Consider the following 16326-nt stretch of genomic DNA (forward strand, 5'->3'; position numbering starts at 1 on the left):
GCCTGGCTTGCCGGTACCGTTCGCGCTCAGGGCTTCTTGTAAGCGAAGAAGCCCGCCGGCGTTGGGCCTATTGGACGCTCCCGCCGAACAGGGTGCGTTCTGAAGGTGATTTTCTGGGAGGTCTACCGCCTAGCTCTTCAGGTCCACTGAAAGCTGAACCTGATCAGGCGCCCGGGTCCATCGTCCCAAGCAGAGCGACGATCACGATCACGGCGAACCCGAACAGCTGCTCAAGCGCGACATGCGCCCTCAGCCGGCGCACGGCCGCGGCTTCTCGGCCGAGCTGCGGAACGACGACGAACCGGTTCAGTCCGGCCAGGCCCAGCATCAGCAGGAAGATGAAGACCTTGAGGGCGAGCAGCCGCCCGTAATTCGTCGCGAGCAGGGCGCCAGGCTGATCGACGAGGAATGCGGCGTTCGCGACGCCTGTGACGACGAGCGTGCCTACCGCCAGCGTGCCTACGCCCGCAAAGCGGCGCATTGCGACGGCCGTGCCTTCGTCGTCAGGACGACGCACCGTCATCCATCCGAGCGGCACAAGGGCGCCGAGCCAGGCTCCGGCCGCGAGAAGATGCAGGCCGTCGACCGCCATATGGACGAGCCCGGCGGTCCCGGTTTCGACCCGGGCGTGGCCGGTCAGCGCAATGCTCGCCAGGAAGACCGCGGAGACGATCGACAACCACGCTCGTTGCGGACCGGAGGCCGCGAGGCCGACAAGCAGGACGCCCAACGCAAGCCGTCCGAGCCAGACTCGGCCGAATTCCGTCTCAGTCGATACGGCGAGAAGAACGTCGGGCTGCAGCGCCGCGCCGATATCGCCGGCCATGTTTCCGGCCGTCGCCAGAAGCGTGAGCGCCGCTCCGACGACCGCCAGCAGAGCAGCGGCGACGCAGAGCTGCTGCAGGCTTTTGTGAAAGCCTGAAGGAGAGGCCGACGGGCCGAAAGCGTAGGATGGAAAGAGGGCGGCGCCGAAGACGAGCAGCGCGCCTGTGTAGTGCAGCATTCGCGCCCCGACGAGCGCCGCCCCGGCTTCCATCTGATTACATCGCCATGAAAGCGAAGCTGCCGGTGATCCGGTGCGTGTCGCTGGAGACCGCGTGCCATTCGACCTTGTAGTTGCCAGGCGCGAGTTTGGCTTTGAGCGGAACGACGAGCACGGTTTTGTCCTTCGGGTCGACGCTCGCCTTGCCCGTGGCTACGGCGGCGCCCTTGGCGTCCTTGATCACCACGCCCGAGAACGCCGGGGACACGGCTTCACTGAAATCGAGGCGGACTTCCTTCACGGAGACGGACACGTGGCCGTTCGCCGCCGGGTTCGAGGCTTCGAGTTCCGGGTGGGCGGCGGCGGCGGTCGCCGAGAGCAGGAGGGCTGCGGCGGCACCAATGAGACGCGGCGCGAGAGCACGGTTAGGCATCTGATTCCCTTAGCACTATGTCGAACGGGGCTGACTTGGCGTGTGCTCGGAGAGCCCCCCTACGCGAAATACGCGCTGATTAGGCCAATCCCTCAGCGGCAAGCATCGGGATCACGCACCGCCGAGCACCTGAATGACCGGGCAATCCGGAACAGCGCCGTCGCCGCAACGCTGGGACGCGTCCTGAAGGGCCGCTTCGAGCTTCACGAGGTCGGCGATTTTGGAGCGCACGATGTCGAGGTGCCCTTCCGCAATCTTCTTCACCTCGGCACAGGACTGTCGCCCAGGCTCAGAGAGAACGATCAGGGTACGTATGTCGTCGAGGCCGAATCCCAGCTCGCGCGCCCTTCGGATGAAGGTGAGGCGGCGTCGATGCTCGTTCGCGTAGCTTCGATGTCCGCCGGGCGTTCGGTCCGGCTCGGGCATTAGCCCAATGCGCTCGTAGTACCGAATGGTCTCAAGGTTCACGCCCGACCCCGCCGCGAGCCGGCCGATGGTCAATCCGTCACGCCTGCTCATTCGCCCTTGATCCCGTAGTCGCTACGGGTTGCAGGATAGCGCCCGGACGATCGGGAATCGAGTGATGGACTGTGAGGCCAAACGCGCGGCGCCCGCGCGCGAGCTTATAGCGGGGTGGTCGGCCGTGGCCACGGCGACCCTGGCGGTTCTTGCGTGGGCGGCCTGCTGCGTCCTGCCGATCGCGCTCTCCCTGGCCGGCATCAGCATTGCGGGAACTGCATTGATCGCCGGGCAGAGGACCTGGTTGACCCTTCTGGCCTTGCCGGTGCTGGCGGCCGGGTGGTGGATGGTCTGGCGGCGTCGGCGAGCGTGTCGTGCGGACCGGTCCTGCCCGGCGCCGTCGCGACTATCGATCAACCTTCTTGTCGCCGCATCAGTCCTGACGCTTCTCGCGCTCGTCTGGGAGCCGATGATCGAGCCGTTTCTGATATCGGTTCTGAACGGAGCCCGTGGATGACCGCCGAAGTGAAACTCCAGTCGACCCTGACCTGCCCCGCGTGCGGTTATCAGGCGACCGAAACCATGCCGACGGACGCCTGCCAGTATTTCTACGACTGTCCGGGCTGCGGCGCCCTGCTGAAGCCGAAGCCTGGCGACTGCTGCGTGTACTGCTCCTATGGCGACGTCCCCTGTCCGCCGATCCAGGCAGACGCGAAGGCTTGTTGCGGCTGAGCTTGTCACCGACTCCGGGAATTTCCGCGCCGACCAGGCGGACTAGGGAAACCCCGTAGTTGTGCGGTTGTGCTATGGTGGGCCATGATCGGTTCGATCTGAAACCAGAAGGCCCAGCTTGGCGCTCGTGCGGTTCATTGCAGTAATGGCGGCATTCGCGCTGCTGCTCACCGGGGCGCCCGTCGCCTCGGCGGCTGCGCCATGCGAGCCGTGCACGGCGGATTGCATGACCCAGGCGGCAGTTTCAGAAACGAGCCAGCCTTGCGATCACCACGACCAGGTGCCGGCTCAGCCCGACAACGGAAAGGCGTGCAAGCCGGGAATGGTTTGCCAAGCCTCTGTCGCGGCAATTCCGCACCAGCAGCCTGTCGCGTTTACGGTGACCGTGACGGCCGCTCCCCGCCAGAGGGCTCTCGAACGCTCCCTGGCGTCCCACCCGCCGGACCAGGCGCTACGACCACCAATTTCGCTCTGATCTCTGTCTGACCTCCGCCGTGTTTCGCTCGGCGGCGTTGGCGCGCGGATGCGCGCCGTCATTTCGGAGTCGGAGCATGTCTCCCAATCGATGGCTGCTGCCGCTGCTGTTCAGCGGTGCAGCCGCGGCGTCGGCCTCGGCCGAGCCGCTCACCTTTGACCAGGCGCTCCAACGCGCCCAAACGAGCGAACCTGGTCTCCAGGCGCAAAGCCTTCGCGTCGAGGCCGCCACTTCGGCCGCGCGTGCAGCGGCGGCCCTGCCCGACCCACGCCTAGCCGTCGGTGTCGAGAACTTCCCGATCTCCGGGCCGGCAGCTGGCCGCTTCGGGGATGACGAGATGACCATGGCCCGGATCGGGGTCATGCAGGATGTCCCGAACACCTCGAAGCGCCGGGCACGCGCTGAACGCGCAGAGGCCGAGATCAGCGTCGCCGAGGCAGGGCGCCGCGTCGAAACGCGTGAGGTCCTGTTGGCTTCGGCCCTCGCCTGGATTGATCTCCATTACGCGAAGAGGCGCCTCGCGGCGCTCGGTGAAGTCGAGCAGGCCCTTGAGCCGCTGTTTGCAACGGCGCCGTCCAGCGTCGCTGCGGGCGCGTCACGGCCAGCCCAGGCGGTCGAGCCCGAACAGTTGATGGCCGCCCTCGCCGACCGTCGCAGCGAACTCGATGCCGAAGTCGGAAAGGCACGTGCAGCACTGGCGCGCTGGACCGGCGATCCGGCGGCCGACGCGGTCGGCGAGCCGCCGACGTTTGAGATCGATCCCGTCGAGCTTCGCGCTTCGCTGGACAGACACCCTCAGTTGCTCGCAGTTGCCGCCGAGGGCCGTCAGGCCGATGCCGAGGTGAGTCTCGCCAAGGCTGAGAAGCGCCCCGACTGGGGCTGGGAAGTCGCCTACCAACGTCGTGACCCGATGTTCGGCGACATGGTGTCGGCTGGCGTCACCGTCAGCCTGCCGCTGTTCACCCGCGATCGACAGGATCCGGTCATCGAGGCCCGTCTGAAGGACGCAAACCGCCTCCGTATCGAACAGGAAGCAAACCGGCGCGAGCTGGTCGCCGCCCTTGAGGCCGACCTGGCAGAGCACGCCATGCACCATGATCGGCTGGAGAGGGCCCGAACCACGCTCGTTCCCCTCGCCAAACGACGTGCTGACCTGGAGACGGCCAGCTACGGGGCCGGTACCGCCAGCCTGTCCGACGTGATCGACGCTTTCACCGACCTCGCCGAGGCCCGCCTCGAACTCCTTGACCGCGAAAGCGAGACCGCCCGCGACGCCGCCCGGCTCGTTCTCGCCTACGGGACCCACGACTGATGACCCGCATTCCTCTCACGCCGCGCACCCTCTCAGTTGCGGCAGCCGCCCTCGTCCTGGCTTCCGGTGGGCTCGGTTACGGCCTCGCTCGCCTGCAAGATCGCCCCTCTCCGACTGCGGAGACGCCGGCCGCCGGTCGCGAGGTTCTTTACTGGTACGACCCCATGGTCCCGGGCCAGCGCTTCGATAAGCCGGGCAAGTCTCCCTACATGGACATGCCGCTCGTGCCGAAATACGCCGATGAGGCGGACGCCGGGGGTGGGGTGCGCATTGATCCCGCGCGCACGCAGAACGTCGGCATGCGCGTAGTCGAAGCGCGCCGTGGCCTACTCTCCAACGAGCTGCAGGCGACCGGCGTCATCGATTTCAATCAACGCGACGTCGCCATCGTGCAGGCGAAGACCGGGGGTATCGTCCAGCGCGTGTACGGCCGCGCGCCCGGCGACGTGGTCGCCGCCGGCGCTCCGTTGGCCGATCTTCTCGTCCCGGAATGGGGAGGCGCCCAGGCCGAGTTCCTAGCCGTGCGGCGCACGGGAGATGCCGCCCTTGTCCAGGCCGCGCGCCAGCGGTTGCACCTGCTCGGCATGCCCCCGAGCCTTATTGCCGAGATCGAACGGAGCGGACGGCCCCGGACAGTCGTGACGGTGAGCACGCCGACCGGCGGGACCATCAAGGACCTGGGTGTGCGCGCGGGCATGACCGTGCCGGCTGGCCAGACCCTGGCCGAGATCAACGGGCTTTCGACCGTCTGGCTAGACGCCGCCGTGCCGGAAGCCATGGCGGGCCGCATCCGCGTCGGCGGCCCCGCGCAGGCTACGCTCGCCGCCTATCCCGGCGAGACCTTCACCGGGCGCGTTACCCAGATCCTCCCGCAGGTGGCCGGCGAGAGCCGCACACTCACGGCCCGGGTGGAGCTGCCGAACCGTGGCGGCCGACTGAGGCCGGGCATGTTCGCGACGGTCGACCTAGGCGGCGGCGCGAAGACAGCTCTGCTCGTCCCCTCCGAAGCTGTCATCCGTACCGGCCGACGCGTTCTGGTCATGCTCGCCCTCGAGGGTGGCCGCTACAAGCCGGCTGAGGTCCGTATCGGCGACAGCACGAACGGGCAGACCGAAATCCTGGCTGGTCTGTCCGAGGGCGAGAAGGTGGTGGCCTCCGGCCAGTTCCTGATCGACTCCGAAGCCAGCCTGGCGGGCATGGAAGCACGGCCGGTGGACGCGGCCCCGGCTTCCGGACCTTCGAGAGCTAGCGATGCCGCCAACCACAGCGGCCATGCCGCTCCCGCGTCGGCGCTCCACGAGACCGTCGGACGCATCGAGCAGGTCACCAGCAAATCTGTGACGCTGTCGCACGAAGCCGTGCCGACCCTCGGCTGGCCAGCCATGACCATGAGCTTCCGCTTGGAAGATCCGGCTTTGGTCCGAGGCTTGAAGCCGGGCGACCGCGTGCGCTTCGCCTTCGACCAGCCCGCCGCGGGCCCGACTGTGCGCCGCATCTCCCCGCTGGGAGCCCGCCCGTGATCGCAGCGATTATTCGTTGGTCGGCGGCCAACCGCTTCTTCGTGCTGCTGGGCGCGCTCGCCCTGCTGGCCGCCGGCATCTGGGCGGTGCGCTCGACCCCGGTCGACGCTCTGCCCGATCTCTCCGACGTCCAGGTCGTCGTGCGCACCACCTATCCCGGCCAGGCGCCGCAGATTGTCGAAAACCAGGTCACCTACCCATTGGCGACGACCATGCTGTCGGTCCCGGGCGCCAAGACGGTCCGCGGCTACTCCTTTTTCGGCGACAGCTTCGTCTACGTCCTGTTCGAGGACGGGACGGACCTCTATTGGGCCCGGTCGCGCGTCTTGGAGTACCTGAGCCAGGTCCAGTCCTCGCTTCCGCCGTCAGCCAAAACCTCATTGGGCCCGGATGCCACGGGCGTGGGCTGGGTCTACGAGTACGCCCTGGTCGACCGTTCTGGCCGGCATGACCTGTCGCAGCTGCGAAGCCTGCAGGACTGGTTCCTGCGTTACGAACTGAAGAGCGTGCCCGGCGTCGCCGAGGTCGCCAGCATCGGCGGCATGGTCAAGCAGTATCAGGTCGTGCTCGACCCGGTGAAGCTCGCCGCCTACAGCGTGACCTTCCAGGACGCCGTCGAAGCGATCCGGCGCGCCAACCAGGAGGCCGGCGGCTCGGTCCTGGAAATGGCCGAGGCCGAGTACATGGTCCGCGCCAGCGGGTACCTGCAGACCCTCGACGACTTCCGCGCAATCCCGCTCCGAACGGCTGCCGGCGGCGTGCCCGTCCGCCTCGGTGACGTCGCCAGCGTCCAGCTCGGGCCGGAGATGCGTCGTGGGGTCGCCGAGCTGAACGGCGAGGGTGAAGTCGCTGGCGGGGTGATCGTCCTTCGCTCCGGCAAGAACGCCAAGGAAACGATCGCCGCGGTCCGCGAGAAGCTCGCCGAGTTGAAACGGAGCCTGCCTCCCGGCGTCGAGATCGTCACGACCTACGACCGCTCGCAGCTGATCGACCGGGCTATCGCCAACCTTCGCGAGAAGCTGGTCGAAGAGTTCATCGTCGTCGCGATCGTGTGCGCCCTGTTCCTCTGGCATGCGCGCTCGGCGCTGGTGGCGATCGCCACCTTGCCGCTCGGCGTGCTGTTCGCCCTGATCGTCATGCGCTTCCAGGGCGTGAACGCCAACATCATGTCGCTCGGCGGCATAGCCATCGCGATCGGCGCCATGGTCGACGCGGCCGTAGTGATGATCGAGAACGCCCACAAGCACGTGGAGCACTGGGAAAGGGATCACCCCGGCGAGAAGCTGGAGGGCGAGGCCCGCTGGAAGGTGATAACCGACGCCGCTGTCGAGGTCGGGCCGGCGCTGTTCGTCAGCCTGGTCATCATCACCTTGTCGTTCATCCCGGTCTTCACCCTGCAGGCGCAGGAGGGCCGGCTGTTCTCGCCGCTGGCCTTCACCAAGACCTACGCCATGGCCGGCGCCGCCATCCTTTCGGTGACCCTGGTCCCGGTGCTGATGGGGTACTTGATCCGCGGCCGGATCCCCCCGGAGAGCAGCAATCTGCTGAACCGCTGGCTGACAGCCGTATACCGGCCGGCGTTGGACTGGGTGATGCGCAGGCCCAAGACGACCCTGGTGATCGCGGCCCTGCTGTTCGCAACGACCGCTTGGCCGCTCAGCCGGCTAGGGGGTGAATTCATTCCGGCGATCGACGAGGGCGACTTGCTCTATATGCCCTCGGCCCTCCCCGGCCTGTCGGCCGCAGAGGCGGCCGAGCTGCTTCAGCAGAGCGATCGGCTGATCAAGACTGTGCCGGAGGTGAAGAGCGTCTTCGGCAAGGCGGGCCGAGCCGAAACCGCCACCGATCCGGCTCCTCTGGAGATGTTCGAGACCACCATCCAGTTCAAGCCACGCGACCAGTGGCGCCCAGGCATGACGCCCGAGAAGCTGATTGAGGAGCTCGATCGCACAGTGAAGGTGCCGGGGCTCGCCAACGTATGGGTTCCGCCGATCCGAAACCGCATCGACATGCTCGCGACCGGCATCAAGAGTCCCATCGGGGTGAAAGTGTCTGGCTCGGATCTCGCCGAACTGGATCGCATCGCCGGCCAGGTGGAGCAGGTCGCGAAGAAGGTGCCGGGCGTGAGCTCCGCCCTTGCAGAGCGTCTGACTGGCGGGCGCTACGTCGATGTCGATATCGACCGCGCCGCAGCGGCCCGCTTCGGCCTCAACATCGCCGATGTGCAGGAGATCGTGGCGGGCGCTGTCGGCGGCGAGACGATCGGCCAGACCGTGGAGGGCGTAGCGCGATACCCGATCAACGTGCGCTACCCGCGGGAAGTCCGGGACAGCCTGGAAGGTTTGCGGGCACTGCCCATCCTCACGCCCGCGGGCCAGCAGATCACGCTAGGCACTGTCGCGGTGATCCGGATCGCCGACGGCCCACCGATGCTGAAGACGGAAAACGCCCGGCCCTCGACCTGGGTCTACGTCGACGTCCGTGGACGCGACCTCGCTTCGGTCGTCGCGGACCTGCAGAAAGCGGTGGCCCGGGACGTGAAGCTCTCGCCCGGCGTGTCGATCGCCTACGCCGGCCAGTTCGAGTACCTCGAACGCGCCATGGAGCGACTGAAGCTGGTCGTCCCGGCGACGCTGCTGATCATCTTCGTGCTGCTTTACGTCGTCTTCCGGCGGTTCGACGAGGCGGCTCTGATCATGGCCACCCTGCCCTTCGCCCTCACCGGCGGGATCTGGGCTCTCTACCTGCTGGGCTACGATCAGTCGGTAGCGACCGGCGTGGGCTTCATCGCGCTCGCCGGTGTCTCGGCCGAGTTCGGCGTCGTGATGCTGATCTACCTGAAGCACGCCCTGGAGGCGCGCGGGCCGGCGCCTTCGCCCGACCAGGTCGAGAACGCCGTCCGCGAAGGCGCCCTCCTGCGAGTCCGGCCCAAGGCCATGACTGTCGCCGTCATTCTGGCCGGCCTGTTCCCAGTGATGATCGGGCATGGAGCCGGCTCGGAGGTCATGAGCCGCATCGCCGCCCCGATGATCGGGGGCATGCTGACGGCGCCCCTGCTTTCCATGCTCGTCATCCCGGCAGGCTATCTACTGCTGCGCCGGCGAGCGGTGCATTCTCGTTCGACGTCGATCTGAAGGAGTCATCCATGAGACGCGCCTATTTCACCCTCGCCGCGCTCGGCCTCGCCGCCGCGCTCACGGCCTGCGGCGAGAAGAAGGAAGCCGCCCAGCCGGCGGCGCCCGAGGCCACCGGCGGGATGATGGAGCCCGGCACGCCCATGATGAAGGAGGGCGAGGCGCCGATGATGAAGGACGGGCAGATGCCCATGTCGGAAGGCGCAGCCCCAGCGGCGCAGGCGATCGCCAAGGGCGAAGGCGAAGTAACGGCGATCGACAAGACCGCCGGAACGATCACGATCAAGCACGGCCCGATCCCTGAGGCGAAGTGGCCCGCCATGACCATGGCCTTTAAGGCGAACCCGCCTGCCCTGCTCGACACCGTAAAGGTCGGCGATCGGGTCCGCTTCGACCTGAAGCTCGAGGGCAACGAGGTCACGGCCATCGCGCGGAAGTAGCCGAGCGTGAGCGGGCCCGCAGGCTTGAAACCTGCGGGCCATAACGCGCAACCCGGACACTCGCCCGACCTGTTCTCGTTCCACGCTCAATGTCAGGACAAGGGTAGTGACAAAACCGTAAAACCGGTTATTTAAGACTCGTGGTCCGTGACGAAGCAGCACTCGAAGTTCAGATGGCCGACCGGTTCGCCGCACTCGGCGCGCCCGCCAGGGTCCAGCTGCTGAGACTGCTCGTCCGAGCCGGGGGTGACGGGCTGACCGTCGGCGAGCTTCAGAAGCATTCGGGACTGGCGCTCTCGACCCAGGCACATCACCTGAACGCGCTCGTCCGAGCCGGGCTGGTGGTCCAGGAGAAGGTCGGCCGCGAGGTGCGCTCGCGGGTGGACTATCGTGCCGTCCAGTCGCTCGGAACGTTCCTTATCGAGCGCTGCTGTGAAGGCGTCGGGGGGTGTTCGTGATCCCCCTTTTTTGCCCTGAAATCACGAGAAAACCGGTTTTATAGGAAAGATGACATGAAGCGCCTGCACGTCCACGTCAGCGTCACCAACCTGCAGAAGTCGATCGGCTTCTACAGCGCCCTGTTCCAGGCTGCGCCGACGGTCAACAAGCCCGACTACGCCAAGTGGATGCTGGACGACCCGCGCGTGAACTTCGCCATCTCGGAGAAGGGCGACCGGCATCCGGGGCTGAACCATCTCGGCATCCAGGCCGAGGAGGACGGCGAACTGGAGAACCTGCACGCCGCGCTCGGGGCCGCCAACATCAGCACGCACGACGAGACCTGCGCCAAGTGCTGCTACGCCGAGAGCGACAAGCACTGGGCGACCGACCCCGACGGCCTGGTGTGGGAGACCTTCCGCTCCATGGGCCAGATCGCCGTGTACGGCGACGACCGGGCCGAGGCACTGGACGCCCGCGCCCGTCCGGCGCCAGCGGCGTCGGCGGCCGAGATGCCGAAGGCCGAAGCGTGCTGCGGCCCGACCGCGGCTCCAAAGGCCGAGGCCTGCTGCGGCCCGACGGCCTGAGCGGGCGACAACAGGGATGGCGGCGCATCCATTATTCGAGTAATCCGGAACCATGGAACACAAGACCGCTGTCACCGCCCTGTCCGCGCTCGGCCACGCCGGGCGTCTGGAGGTGTTTCGCCTGCTCGTCAAAGCCGGCGTGGAAGGCATGGCCGCAGGCGAAATCGCCCGTGCGACCGGTTCGCTGCCGAACACCCTCTCCGCCAACCTGAACATCCTGAGCGGGGCCGGACTGGTGCAGTCCCGGCGCGAGGGGCGGTCGATCATCTACACCGCGGACTACGCGCGCATGGGCCAGCTTCTCGCCTTCCTGGTCGAGGATTGCTGCGCCGGTAAGCCGGAAATCTGCGGCGTGGTCACCGAAATCGCCGCCCGATCCGCCTGCGGGGCGGACGCCGGCAGCTGCTAGTCGACAGGACCCGACATGACCCAGACCGAAGGCCAGGCGCCGTTCAACGTCCTCATCCTCTGCACGGGCAACTCCGCCCGCTCGATCCTGGCGGAGGCCATCCTGAACCGCCTCGGCGAGGGCAAGCTGAAGGCCTACTCGGCAGGCTCCATGCCGGCCGGGCGGGTGAACCCGCACGCGATCGCGTTGCTGGAAAAGCTGAACTTCGACACCTCGGGCTTCCGCTCGAAAAGCTGGGACGAGTTCGCCCAGCCGGGCGCGCCGAAGCTCGATTTCATCTTCACCGTCTGTGACAACGCCGCCGGCGAGGTCTGCCCGATCTGGCCGGGGATGCCGATCACGGCCCACTGGGGCATCCCGGACCCGGCCGCCGTGGAGGGTACGGACGCCGAGAAGGCCGCCGCCTTCGCCGAGGCGTATCGGCAGCTGACGGCTCGCATCACCGCCTTCGTGAACCTGCCGTTCGCCTCGCTGGACCGTCTGACGCTCCAGAAGAAGCTCGACGCAATCGGCCGCACGACGACGGACGCCTGACGATGGAGTTCAGTCTGTCACGCAGGCTCGCGGCCGAGGCGCTCGGTACGGCCACCCTGCTCTGTGTCGTGATCGGCTCCGGCATCATGGCCGAGCAACTGTCCGGCGGGAACGTCGCCCTAGCCCTGCTCGGCAACACGCTCGCCACCGGCGCGGCCCTGGTCGTGCTGATCACCGTGTTCGGCCCGGTCTCCGGGGCGCAGTTCAATCCGGCCGTGACGCTGGCCTTCCTGGTCCGCCGCGAACTGGGCTGGAAGATCGCCCTGGCCTACGTCGCTGCCCAACTCGTCGGCGCGATCGTCGGGGTCTGGGCGGCGCACCTGATGTTCGCCGAGCCGGTGCTGCAGGTCTCGACCAAGGCCCGCGACGGCCTGGCGCTCGACTTCGCCGAAGCGGTGGCCACCTTCGGCCTGCTCGCCACCATTTTCGGCGGCCTGCGCTTCCGACCGTCGGCCGTGCCCGCCCTGGTCGGCCTCTACATCACCTCGGCCTACTGGTTCACCGCCTCGACCAGCTTCGCCAATCCGGCCGTCACCGTGGCGCGCGCCCTCAGCGACAGCTTCGCCGGCATCGCCCCGGGCTCCGTCGCCGGCTTCATCGCCGCCCAGCTGGTCGGCGCCCTGGCCGCCGTCGGCGTGTTCGGCTGGCTGCTCGGCCGCGAGCCCGCCTCGGCCACCGCTCAACAAACCCAACCTGCAGAGTGAACCATGAGCCCCTTTCCGGTGATCATCTTCCACAACCCGGCCTGCGGTACGTCCCGCAACGCCGTGGCCATGATCCGGGCGGCCGGATATGAGCCGACCGTCATCGAGTACCTGCAGGACGGCTGGGATCGGGAGCAGCTGGTCGAGCTGTTCGGCGAGGCCGGCCTGTCGGCCCGCGAGGCCATGCGCGAGAAGGGCACGCCCGCGGCGGACCTCGGCCTTCTCGATCCCGCGGCGACCGATGATCAGCTGCTCGACGCGATGGTCGCTCACCCGGTGCTGGTGAACCGCCCCTTCGTGGTGACGCCGAAGGGTGTCGTCCTGGCCCGCCCCTCCGAGCGCGTGTTCGACGTGCTGGAGCGCCGCCCCGACCGCTTCGTGAAGGAAGACGGCGAGGTCGTCGACCTGACCGGCCGGTGAGCGCCATGAACGAGTTCCCCGCCCTCAAGCCCGAGTTCGCCGACACCCCGACCCTGGCCAAGCTCGAACCGCCCAAGGTCTCGACCCATCCGCCGCGCATCCTCCTGCTGTACGGGTCCCTGCGCGAGCGGTCCTACAGCCGGTTTCTGACCTTCGAGGCCCAGCGCCTGCTGGACCGCATGGGCGCCGAGACGCGCGTGTTCGATCCGACCGGCCTGCCGCTGCCCGACGCCGCCAGCCCGGACCATCCCAAGGTGCAGGAGCTGCGCGAGCTGTCGCTCTGGAGCGAAGGGCAGGTCTGGACCAGCCCCGAACGACACGGGGCCATCACCGGCATCATGAAGGCCCAGATCGACTGGATACCGCTCGAAATCGGCAGCGTCCGCCCGACCCAGGGGCGCACCCTGGCCGTGATGCAGGTGTCCGGCGGCTCGCAGTCGTTCAACGCCGTGAACACCATGCGCCTGCTGGGCCGCTGGATGCGGATGATCACCATCCCGAACCAGTCTTCGGTCGCCAAGGCCTATCAGGAGTTCGAGCCAGACGGCCGGATGAAGCCGTCGGCCTACTACGACCGTGTCGTCGACGTGATGGAGGAGCTGTTCAAGTTCACGCTCCTGACCCGGGATCGGAGCGACTACCTGGTCGACCGCTACAGCGAGCGGAAGGCCGAAGGTCGCCCCACGCCGGAAGCCGCGCTGGCCGAGGCCGCTATGGCGCACGAGCGGAAAGCCCGGTGACCCTCACGTCTCGGGCGGCCGTTCCGGACGACGCCCCCGCCATCGCCGCCATCTACAATCAGGGCATCGAGGATCGGGTCGGCACGTTCGAGACCGAACCGCGGAGCCCTGAGGCCGTGGCGGCGTGGCTCGACGGTCGGCACCCGATTGTGGTCGTCGTCGACGCCGCGGGCGCGATCGTGGCGTTCGGCGCGACGTACCCGTACTCCGCGCGGGCCTGCTACGCCGGCATCGCCGAAGGATCGGTCTACGTGGATCGCGCTTGGCGGCGGAAGGGCGCCGGCTCAGTCGTCATGCAGGCGCTCATGCCGGCGTTGGAGCAGGCTGGCTTCTGGAAGCTGACTTCCCGGGTGTTCGTCGAGAACGCGGCGAGCCGGGCGCTGCTTCAGCGGTTCGGCTTCCGGGAGGTGGGCGTGCTGCAGAACCACGCCAAGCTGGACGGCGTCTGGCGCGACGTGGTGCTGGTCGAGCGCCTGATCCCGCGAACTCTGTAGCCGAGCTGGGTTGTGAGCTTGTCGGCGGCCGAGGGACGCTCGGTCGCTGCCCGTCGCCTCCCTACGCTATCGTCAAGCTCAGCCTAGCTTCCCAAAGAGCTATAAACGCAACCAACAGGTCCAATTTAAGCCCGTCCGGAACAAGTCTCCGAACTTAACCCCGACGCGTGGAATCACGGATGCAGACCCTCCGCATCGGCGCAGGCTTCGCGCTCCGTCTGGATCGTTGCGTGGCGGATGGCGAACTCGGCCGCCAGGACGGTCGCCACCGCCTTTCGTACGGCCTCATGATCAGCCGCCGGCGCCAAGGCCACGTGCACCGAACAGTTCGCCTCGTCGCTCGACACCGCCCAGAGGTGGAGATCGTGCACGTCGGCGACGCCCGCGACGCCCGCGATCGTGCTGCGTACCGCCGCCAGGGAAAGGCCGGCCGGGACGCCTTCGAGCAGAATGTGGGTGGTGTTCTTCAGCAGGGTCCAGGTGCGCGGCAGCACCCACAGCCCGATTGCGATCGCGACGATCGGGTCGACCCACGTCCAGTCCGTGAACATGATCACAGCCGCGCCGCCGATCACGCCGAGCGACCCCAGCATGTCGGCCCAGACCTCCAGGTAGGCGCCCTTGACGTTGAGGCTGCGCTCCTTCCCCGCCGACAGCAGCCTCATGGAGATCAGGTTCACGGCGAGGCCGACGCCGGCGACGACCAGCATCCCGGTCGAGCCGACGGGCTGCGGCTCCATGATGCGGAGGACGCCTTCGTAGAGGATGTAGGCCGCGACGACGAACAGGAGCACGGCGTTGAACGCCGCGGCGAGGATTTCGAAGCGGCGGTAGCCGAAGGTCCGACGATCGTCGGCCGGGCGCTGGCCCACCTTGATGGCCGCGAGGGCGATGGCGAGGGCGACCACGTCGGTGAACATGTGCGCCGCGTCGGACAAGAGGGCCAGGCTCCGGAAGACCCAGGCGCCAACCAGCTCCGCAACGAGGTAGGCCGTGGTCAGGGCGAGCGCCCACGACAGCATCTTCGCGTTGGCGCCGGCCGTGTGGTCGTGGCCATGGCCGTCGCTGTGCTCACCGGCGGGCATGGGGAGCCTCCTCTTGCGGGTGCGGCGGGACCAGGCGGCTCTCGTCGCCTCGGGTGTCCTGAAGGCAGGGTTCAAGCGTAGCGTGGCGGATCGAAAAGCGTTCCAGAGCGGTGCGGACACGGCCCTTCAGGCCTTCGAACGCCTCGATCGAGCCCTCGGCCGGGACAAGGTGGGCCTCTAGGGCTCGGGTGTGCTCGTCCAGGCTCCAGACGTGCACGTGATGGATGTCCCGCACGCCCTCGACCCCCCGTAGTACGGCGACGATCTCGTCGAACTCCACGTCGTCGGGCGTCGCGCCCAGCAGGATGCGGATCGTGCGGGGCAGGAGCGAGACGCCCTGGTACAGCACGTAGGCGGCGATGATCAGGGTCACGACCAGGTCCGAGACGTACAGGTCGTAGAGCAGGATCAACGTGCCGGCGACGATCACGCCGACCGAAGCCAAGGCGTCCGAGACGTTGTGCAGGAACGCCGCCTTGATGTTGAGGCTGCGCTTCGCACCGCCCTGGACCAGCGCGGCCGTAACGAGGTCGACCACAAGGGCCACGCCGGCGACCGCGACGACGATCCAGCCTTCGATCGGTCTGGGGTTCAGGAACCGGTCGATCGCTTCGTAGATCAGGTAGAGGCCGATCAGCACGAGGGTGGTCAGGTTGATCAGGGCGGCGACGACCTCGGCGCGTGCGTAGCCGAAGGTCATCAGCTTGTCGGCGGGCCTGCGCCCCACCTTGCGGGCGAACAGCGCCAAGGCGAGCGCGCCGGCGTCGCTGAGGTTGTGCAGGGCGTCAGCGATGAGCGAGAGCGATCCTGAGACGAGGCCGCCAACGATCTGCGCGGCGGTCAGTAAGACGTTGACCGCGACGGCGGCGACGAGCCGAGCGTCACTCACGCCCTCCAGACGGTGGGCGTGCGAGTGTCCCTCTCCCGTCATCCGTGGACCCCGATCATCCGCTTCGGGGGGCCGACGCCGTTCGGATCGCCGTAGATCTCGCAATCACAGAGCCGGCTGCGAGCGCCCATAGCGCACCACCTCCACTCTCTCGACCGTGACCAGGCCGATGCCGGCGAGATCGTCGCACCACGAAGCTTGTCCTCGTCGTCGACCAACTCGGCCACGACGGGGAGGTTGTCGGAAAGGTCGAAGGCGTGATGGGCGCGTAGCTGTGCGGACATGCCGAAACCGATGCGGCCTCGCCGCACGAGCACGCTCGATAGTCGTGTCGACGACGGTTCGGTCCCCGAACTGCGCTTCCTCGTCGGTGTAGACCCTCAGCAACATGGCGGACTGAGGCGCTTTCATGCGGACTCCCTTACCGTCCTATGCCGGGATGCGTCTGACCATGGCCTCGGGAGCGCGTGGCCGAGCGCTCCCGAGGCCTGACGGGCCGCCCAAAGGGCGGCCGATGCTCACCAAGCCCCTCCGCCCGG

General features: G+C 67.7%; 20 protein-coding genes. 14 read left to right on the top strand and 6 right to left on the bottom strand.

Annotation, left to right across the window (positions count from 1 at the left end):
* Positions 1-163: 163 nt before the first annotated feature.
* The 3 genes from copD to G3573_RS00560 all read right to left on the bottom strand — a co-directional run bounded on the left by copD (position 164) and on the right by G3573_RS00560 (position 1934).
* Positions 164-1036, bottom strand: coding sequence for a copper homeostasis membrane protein CopD (copD, locus tag G3573_RS00550; RefSeq protein WP_163258889.1), 873 nt, complete (start codon positions 1034-1036; stop codon positions 164-166).
* 4 nt (positions 1037-1040) lie between these two features.
* The gene (gene copC, locus G3573_RS00555) at positions 1041-1415 is read right to left on the bottom strand and encodes a copper homeostasis periplasmic binding protein CopC (protein WP_163258890.1); all 375 of its coding nucleotides are present in this window, start codon (positions 1413-1415) and stop codon (positions 1041-1043) included.
* Positions 1416-1526: 111 nt separating this feature from the next.
* On the bottom strand, positions 1527-1934 hold the full coding sequence (locus G3573_RS00560) for a helix-turn-helix domain-containing protein (protein WP_163258891.1): 408 nt from the start codon (positions 1932-1934) through the stop codon (positions 1527-1529).
* Between the two features lie 124 nt (positions 1935-2058).
* Between G3573_RS00560 and G3573_RS00565 the strand changes: the two genes are divergently transcribed.
* The 14 genes from G3573_RS00565 to G3573_RS22105 all read left to right on the top strand — a co-directional run bounded on the left by G3573_RS00565 (position 2059) and on the right by G3573_RS22105 (position 13813).
* The gene (locus G3573_RS00565; RefSeq protein ID WP_346427315.1) at positions 2059-2391 is read left to right on the top strand and encodes an MFS transporter permease; all 333 of its coding nucleotides are present in this window, start codon (positions 2059-2061) and stop codon (positions 2389-2391) included.
* The gene (locus tag G3573_RS00570) at positions 2388-2606 is read left to right on the top strand and encodes a GDCCVxC domain-containing (seleno)protein (protein WP_163258893.1); all 219 of its coding nucleotides are present in this window, start codon (positions 2388-2390) and stop codon (positions 2604-2606) included. Before G3573_RS00565 ends, G3573_RS00570 begins: the two co-directional genes overlap by 4 nt.
* A gap of 551 nt (positions 2607-3157) precedes the next feature.
* A complete protein-coding gene (locus G3573_RS00575; protein ID WP_163258894.1) occupies positions 3158-4393 on the top strand; it encodes a TolC family protein in 1236 nt (411 codons plus the stop codon).
* Positions 4393-5913 (top strand): efflux RND transporter periplasmic adaptor subunit, encoded by a 1521-nt coding sequence (locus tag G3573_RS00580; protein ID WP_163258895.1) that lies wholly within the window; start codon positions 4393-4395, stop codon positions 5911-5913. Before G3573_RS00575 ends, G3573_RS00580 begins: the two co-directional genes overlap by 1 nt.
* Positions 5910-9047, top strand: coding sequence for an efflux RND transporter permease subunit (locus tag G3573_RS00585; RefSeq protein ID WP_163258896.1), 3138 nt, complete (start codon positions 5910-5912; stop codon positions 9045-9047). Before G3573_RS00580 ends, G3573_RS00585 begins: the two co-directional genes overlap by 4 nt.
* Before the next feature lie 11 nt (positions 9048-9058).
* Entirely contained in the window at positions 9059-9487 is a 429-nt protein-coding gene (locus G3573_RS00590) for a copper-binding protein (protein WP_205597975.1), read from the top strand.
* Between the two features lie 173 nt (positions 9488-9660).
* A complete protein-coding gene (locus G3573_RS00595) occupies positions 9661-9945 on the top strand; it encodes a metalloregulator ArsR/SmtB family transcription factor (RefSeq protein ID WP_163258897.1) in 285 nt (94 codons plus the stop codon).
* Between the two features lie 54 nt (positions 9946-9999).
* Complete coding sequence (locus G3573_RS00600; RefSeq protein WP_163258898.1) at positions 10000-10512, top strand: ArsI/CadI family heavy metal resistance metalloenzyme; 513 nt, start codon at positions 10000-10002, stop codon at positions 10510-10512.
* Positions 10513-10564: 52 nt separating this feature from the next.
* A complete protein-coding gene (locus G3573_RS00605) occupies positions 10565-10921 on the top strand; it encodes a metalloregulator ArsR/SmtB family transcription factor (protein WP_163258899.1) in 357 nt (118 codons plus the stop codon).
* 15 nt (positions 10922-10936) lie between these two features.
* Positions 10937-11455, top strand: a complete 519-nt coding sequence (locus G3573_RS00610; protein ID WP_163258900.1) for an arsenate reductase ArsC — start codon at positions 10937-10939, stop codon at positions 11453-11455.
* Between the two features lie 2 nt (positions 11456-11457).
* Positions 11458-12159 (top strand): MIP/aquaporin family protein, encoded by a 702-nt coding sequence (locus G3573_RS00615; protein ID WP_163258901.1) that lies wholly within the window; start codon positions 11458-11460, stop codon positions 12157-12159.
* A gap of 3 nt (positions 12160-12162) precedes the next feature.
* Positions 12163-12579 carry an arsenate reductase (glutaredoxin) gene (arsC, locus tag G3573_RS00620; protein WP_163258902.1) on the top strand — a complete coding sequence of 139 codons (417 nt, stop codon included), beginning with the start codon at positions 12163-12165 and terminating at the stop codon, positions 12577-12579.
* A gap of 5 nt (positions 12580-12584) precedes the next feature.
* The gene (gene arsH / locus G3573_RS22100; RefSeq protein ID WP_163258903.1) at positions 12585-13319 is read left to right on the top strand and encodes an arsenical resistance protein ArsH; all 735 of its coding nucleotides are present in this window, start codon (positions 12585-12587) and stop codon (positions 13317-13319) included.
* Positions 13316-13813 (top strand): arsinothricin resistance N-acetyltransferase ArsN1 family A, encoded by a 498-nt coding sequence (locus G3573_RS22105; protein WP_163258904.1) that lies wholly within the window; start codon positions 13316-13318, stop codon positions 13811-13813. Before arsH ends, G3573_RS22105 begins: the two co-directional genes overlap by 4 nt.
* Positions 13814-13986: 173 nt before the next feature.
* Here the strand turns inward: G3573_RS22105 and G3573_RS00635 are convergent, their stop codons facing one another.
* The 3 genes from G3573_RS00635 to G3573_RS22110 are packed head-to-tail and all read right to left on the bottom strand — an operon-like array spanning position 13987 to position 16071.
* Positions 13987-14898 (bottom strand): cation diffusion facilitator family transporter, encoded by a 912-nt coding sequence (locus tag G3573_RS00635; protein WP_163258905.1) that lies wholly within the window; start codon positions 14896-14898, stop codon positions 13987-13989.
* On the bottom strand, positions 14885-15787 hold the full coding sequence (locus G3573_RS00640; protein ID WP_346427316.1) for a cation diffusion facilitator family transporter: 903 nt from the start codon (positions 15785-15787) through the stop codon (positions 14885-14887). Before G3573_RS00640 ends, G3573_RS00635 begins: the two co-directional genes overlap by 14 nt.
* A 38-nt stretch (positions 15788-15825) precedes the next feature.
* Positions 15826-16071, bottom strand: coding sequence for a DUF190 domain-containing protein (locus G3573_RS22110; protein ID WP_240454441.1), 246 nt, complete (start codon positions 16069-16071; stop codon positions 15826-15828).
* Positions 16072-16326 lie beyond the last annotated feature (255 nt).

The sequence above is a fragment of the Caulobacter sp. 17J65-9 genome (genome assembly GCF_010975005.1).
GTDB lineage: Bacteria > Pseudomonadota > Alphaproteobacteria > Caulobacterales > Caulobacteraceae > 17J80-11.

Bases quoted from the DNA above. Each gene is read 5' to 3' on its own strand.
- copD (WP_163258889.1), bottom strand. From the start codon at position 1,036: ATGGAAGCCGGGGCGGCGCTCGTCGGGGCGCGAATGCTGCACTACACA.
- copC (WP_163258890.1), bottom strand. From the start codon at position 1,415: ATGCCTAACCGTGCTCTCGCGCCGCGTCTCATTGGTGCCGCCGCAGCC.
- G3573_RS00560 (WP_163258891.1), bottom strand. From the start codon at position 1,934: ATGAGCAGGCGTGACGGATTGACCATCGGCCGGCTCGCGGCGGGGTCG.
- G3573_RS00570 (WP_163258893.1), top strand. From the start codon at position 2,388: ATGACCGCCGAAGTGAAACTCCAGTCGACCCTGACCTGCCCCGCGTGC.
- G3573_RS00575 (WP_163258894.1), top strand. From the start codon at position 3,158: ATGTCTCCCAATCGATGGCTGCTGCCGCTGCTGTTCAGCGGTGCAGCC.
- G3573_RS00580 (WP_163258895.1), top strand. From the start codon at position 4,393: ATGACCCGCATTCCTCTCACGCCGCGCACCCTCTCAGTTGCGGCAGCC.
- G3573_RS00590 (WP_205597975.1), top strand. From the start codon at position 9,059: ATGAGACGCGCCTATTTCACCCTCGCCGCGCTCGGCCTCGCCGCCGCG.
- G3573_RS00595 (WP_163258897.1), top strand. From the start codon at position 9,661: ATGGCCGACCGGTTCGCCGCACTCGGCGCGCCCGCCAGGGTCCAGCTG.
- G3573_RS00600 (WP_163258898.1), top strand. From the start codon at position 10,000: ATGAAGCGCCTGCACGTCCACGTCAGCGTCACCAACCTGCAGAAGTCG.
- G3573_RS00605 (WP_163258899.1), top strand. From the start codon at position 10,565: ATGGAACACAAGACCGCTGTCACCGCCCTGTCCGCGCTCGGCCACGCC.
- G3573_RS00610 (WP_163258900.1), top strand. From the start codon at position 10,937: ATGACCCAGACCGAAGGCCAGGCGCCGTTCAACGTCCTCATCCTCTGC.
- G3573_RS00615 (WP_163258901.1), top strand. From the start codon at position 11,458: ATGGAGTTCAGTCTGTCACGCAGGCTCGCGGCCGAGGCGCTCGGTACG.
- arsC (WP_163258902.1), top strand. From the start codon at position 12,163: ATGAGCCCCTTTCCGGTGATCATCTTCCACAACCCGGCCTGCGGTACG.
- arsH (WP_163258903.1), top strand. From the start codon at position 12,585: ATGAACGAGTTCCCCGCCCTCAAGCCCGAGTTCGCCGACACCCCGACC.
- G3573_RS00635 (WP_163258905.1), bottom strand. From the start codon at position 14,898: ATGCCCGCCGGTGAGCACAGCGACGGCCATGGCCACGACCACACGGCC.
- G3573_RS22110 (WP_240454441.1), bottom strand. From the start codon at position 16,071: ATGTCCGCACAGCTACGCGCCCATCACGCCTTCGACCTTTCCGACAAC.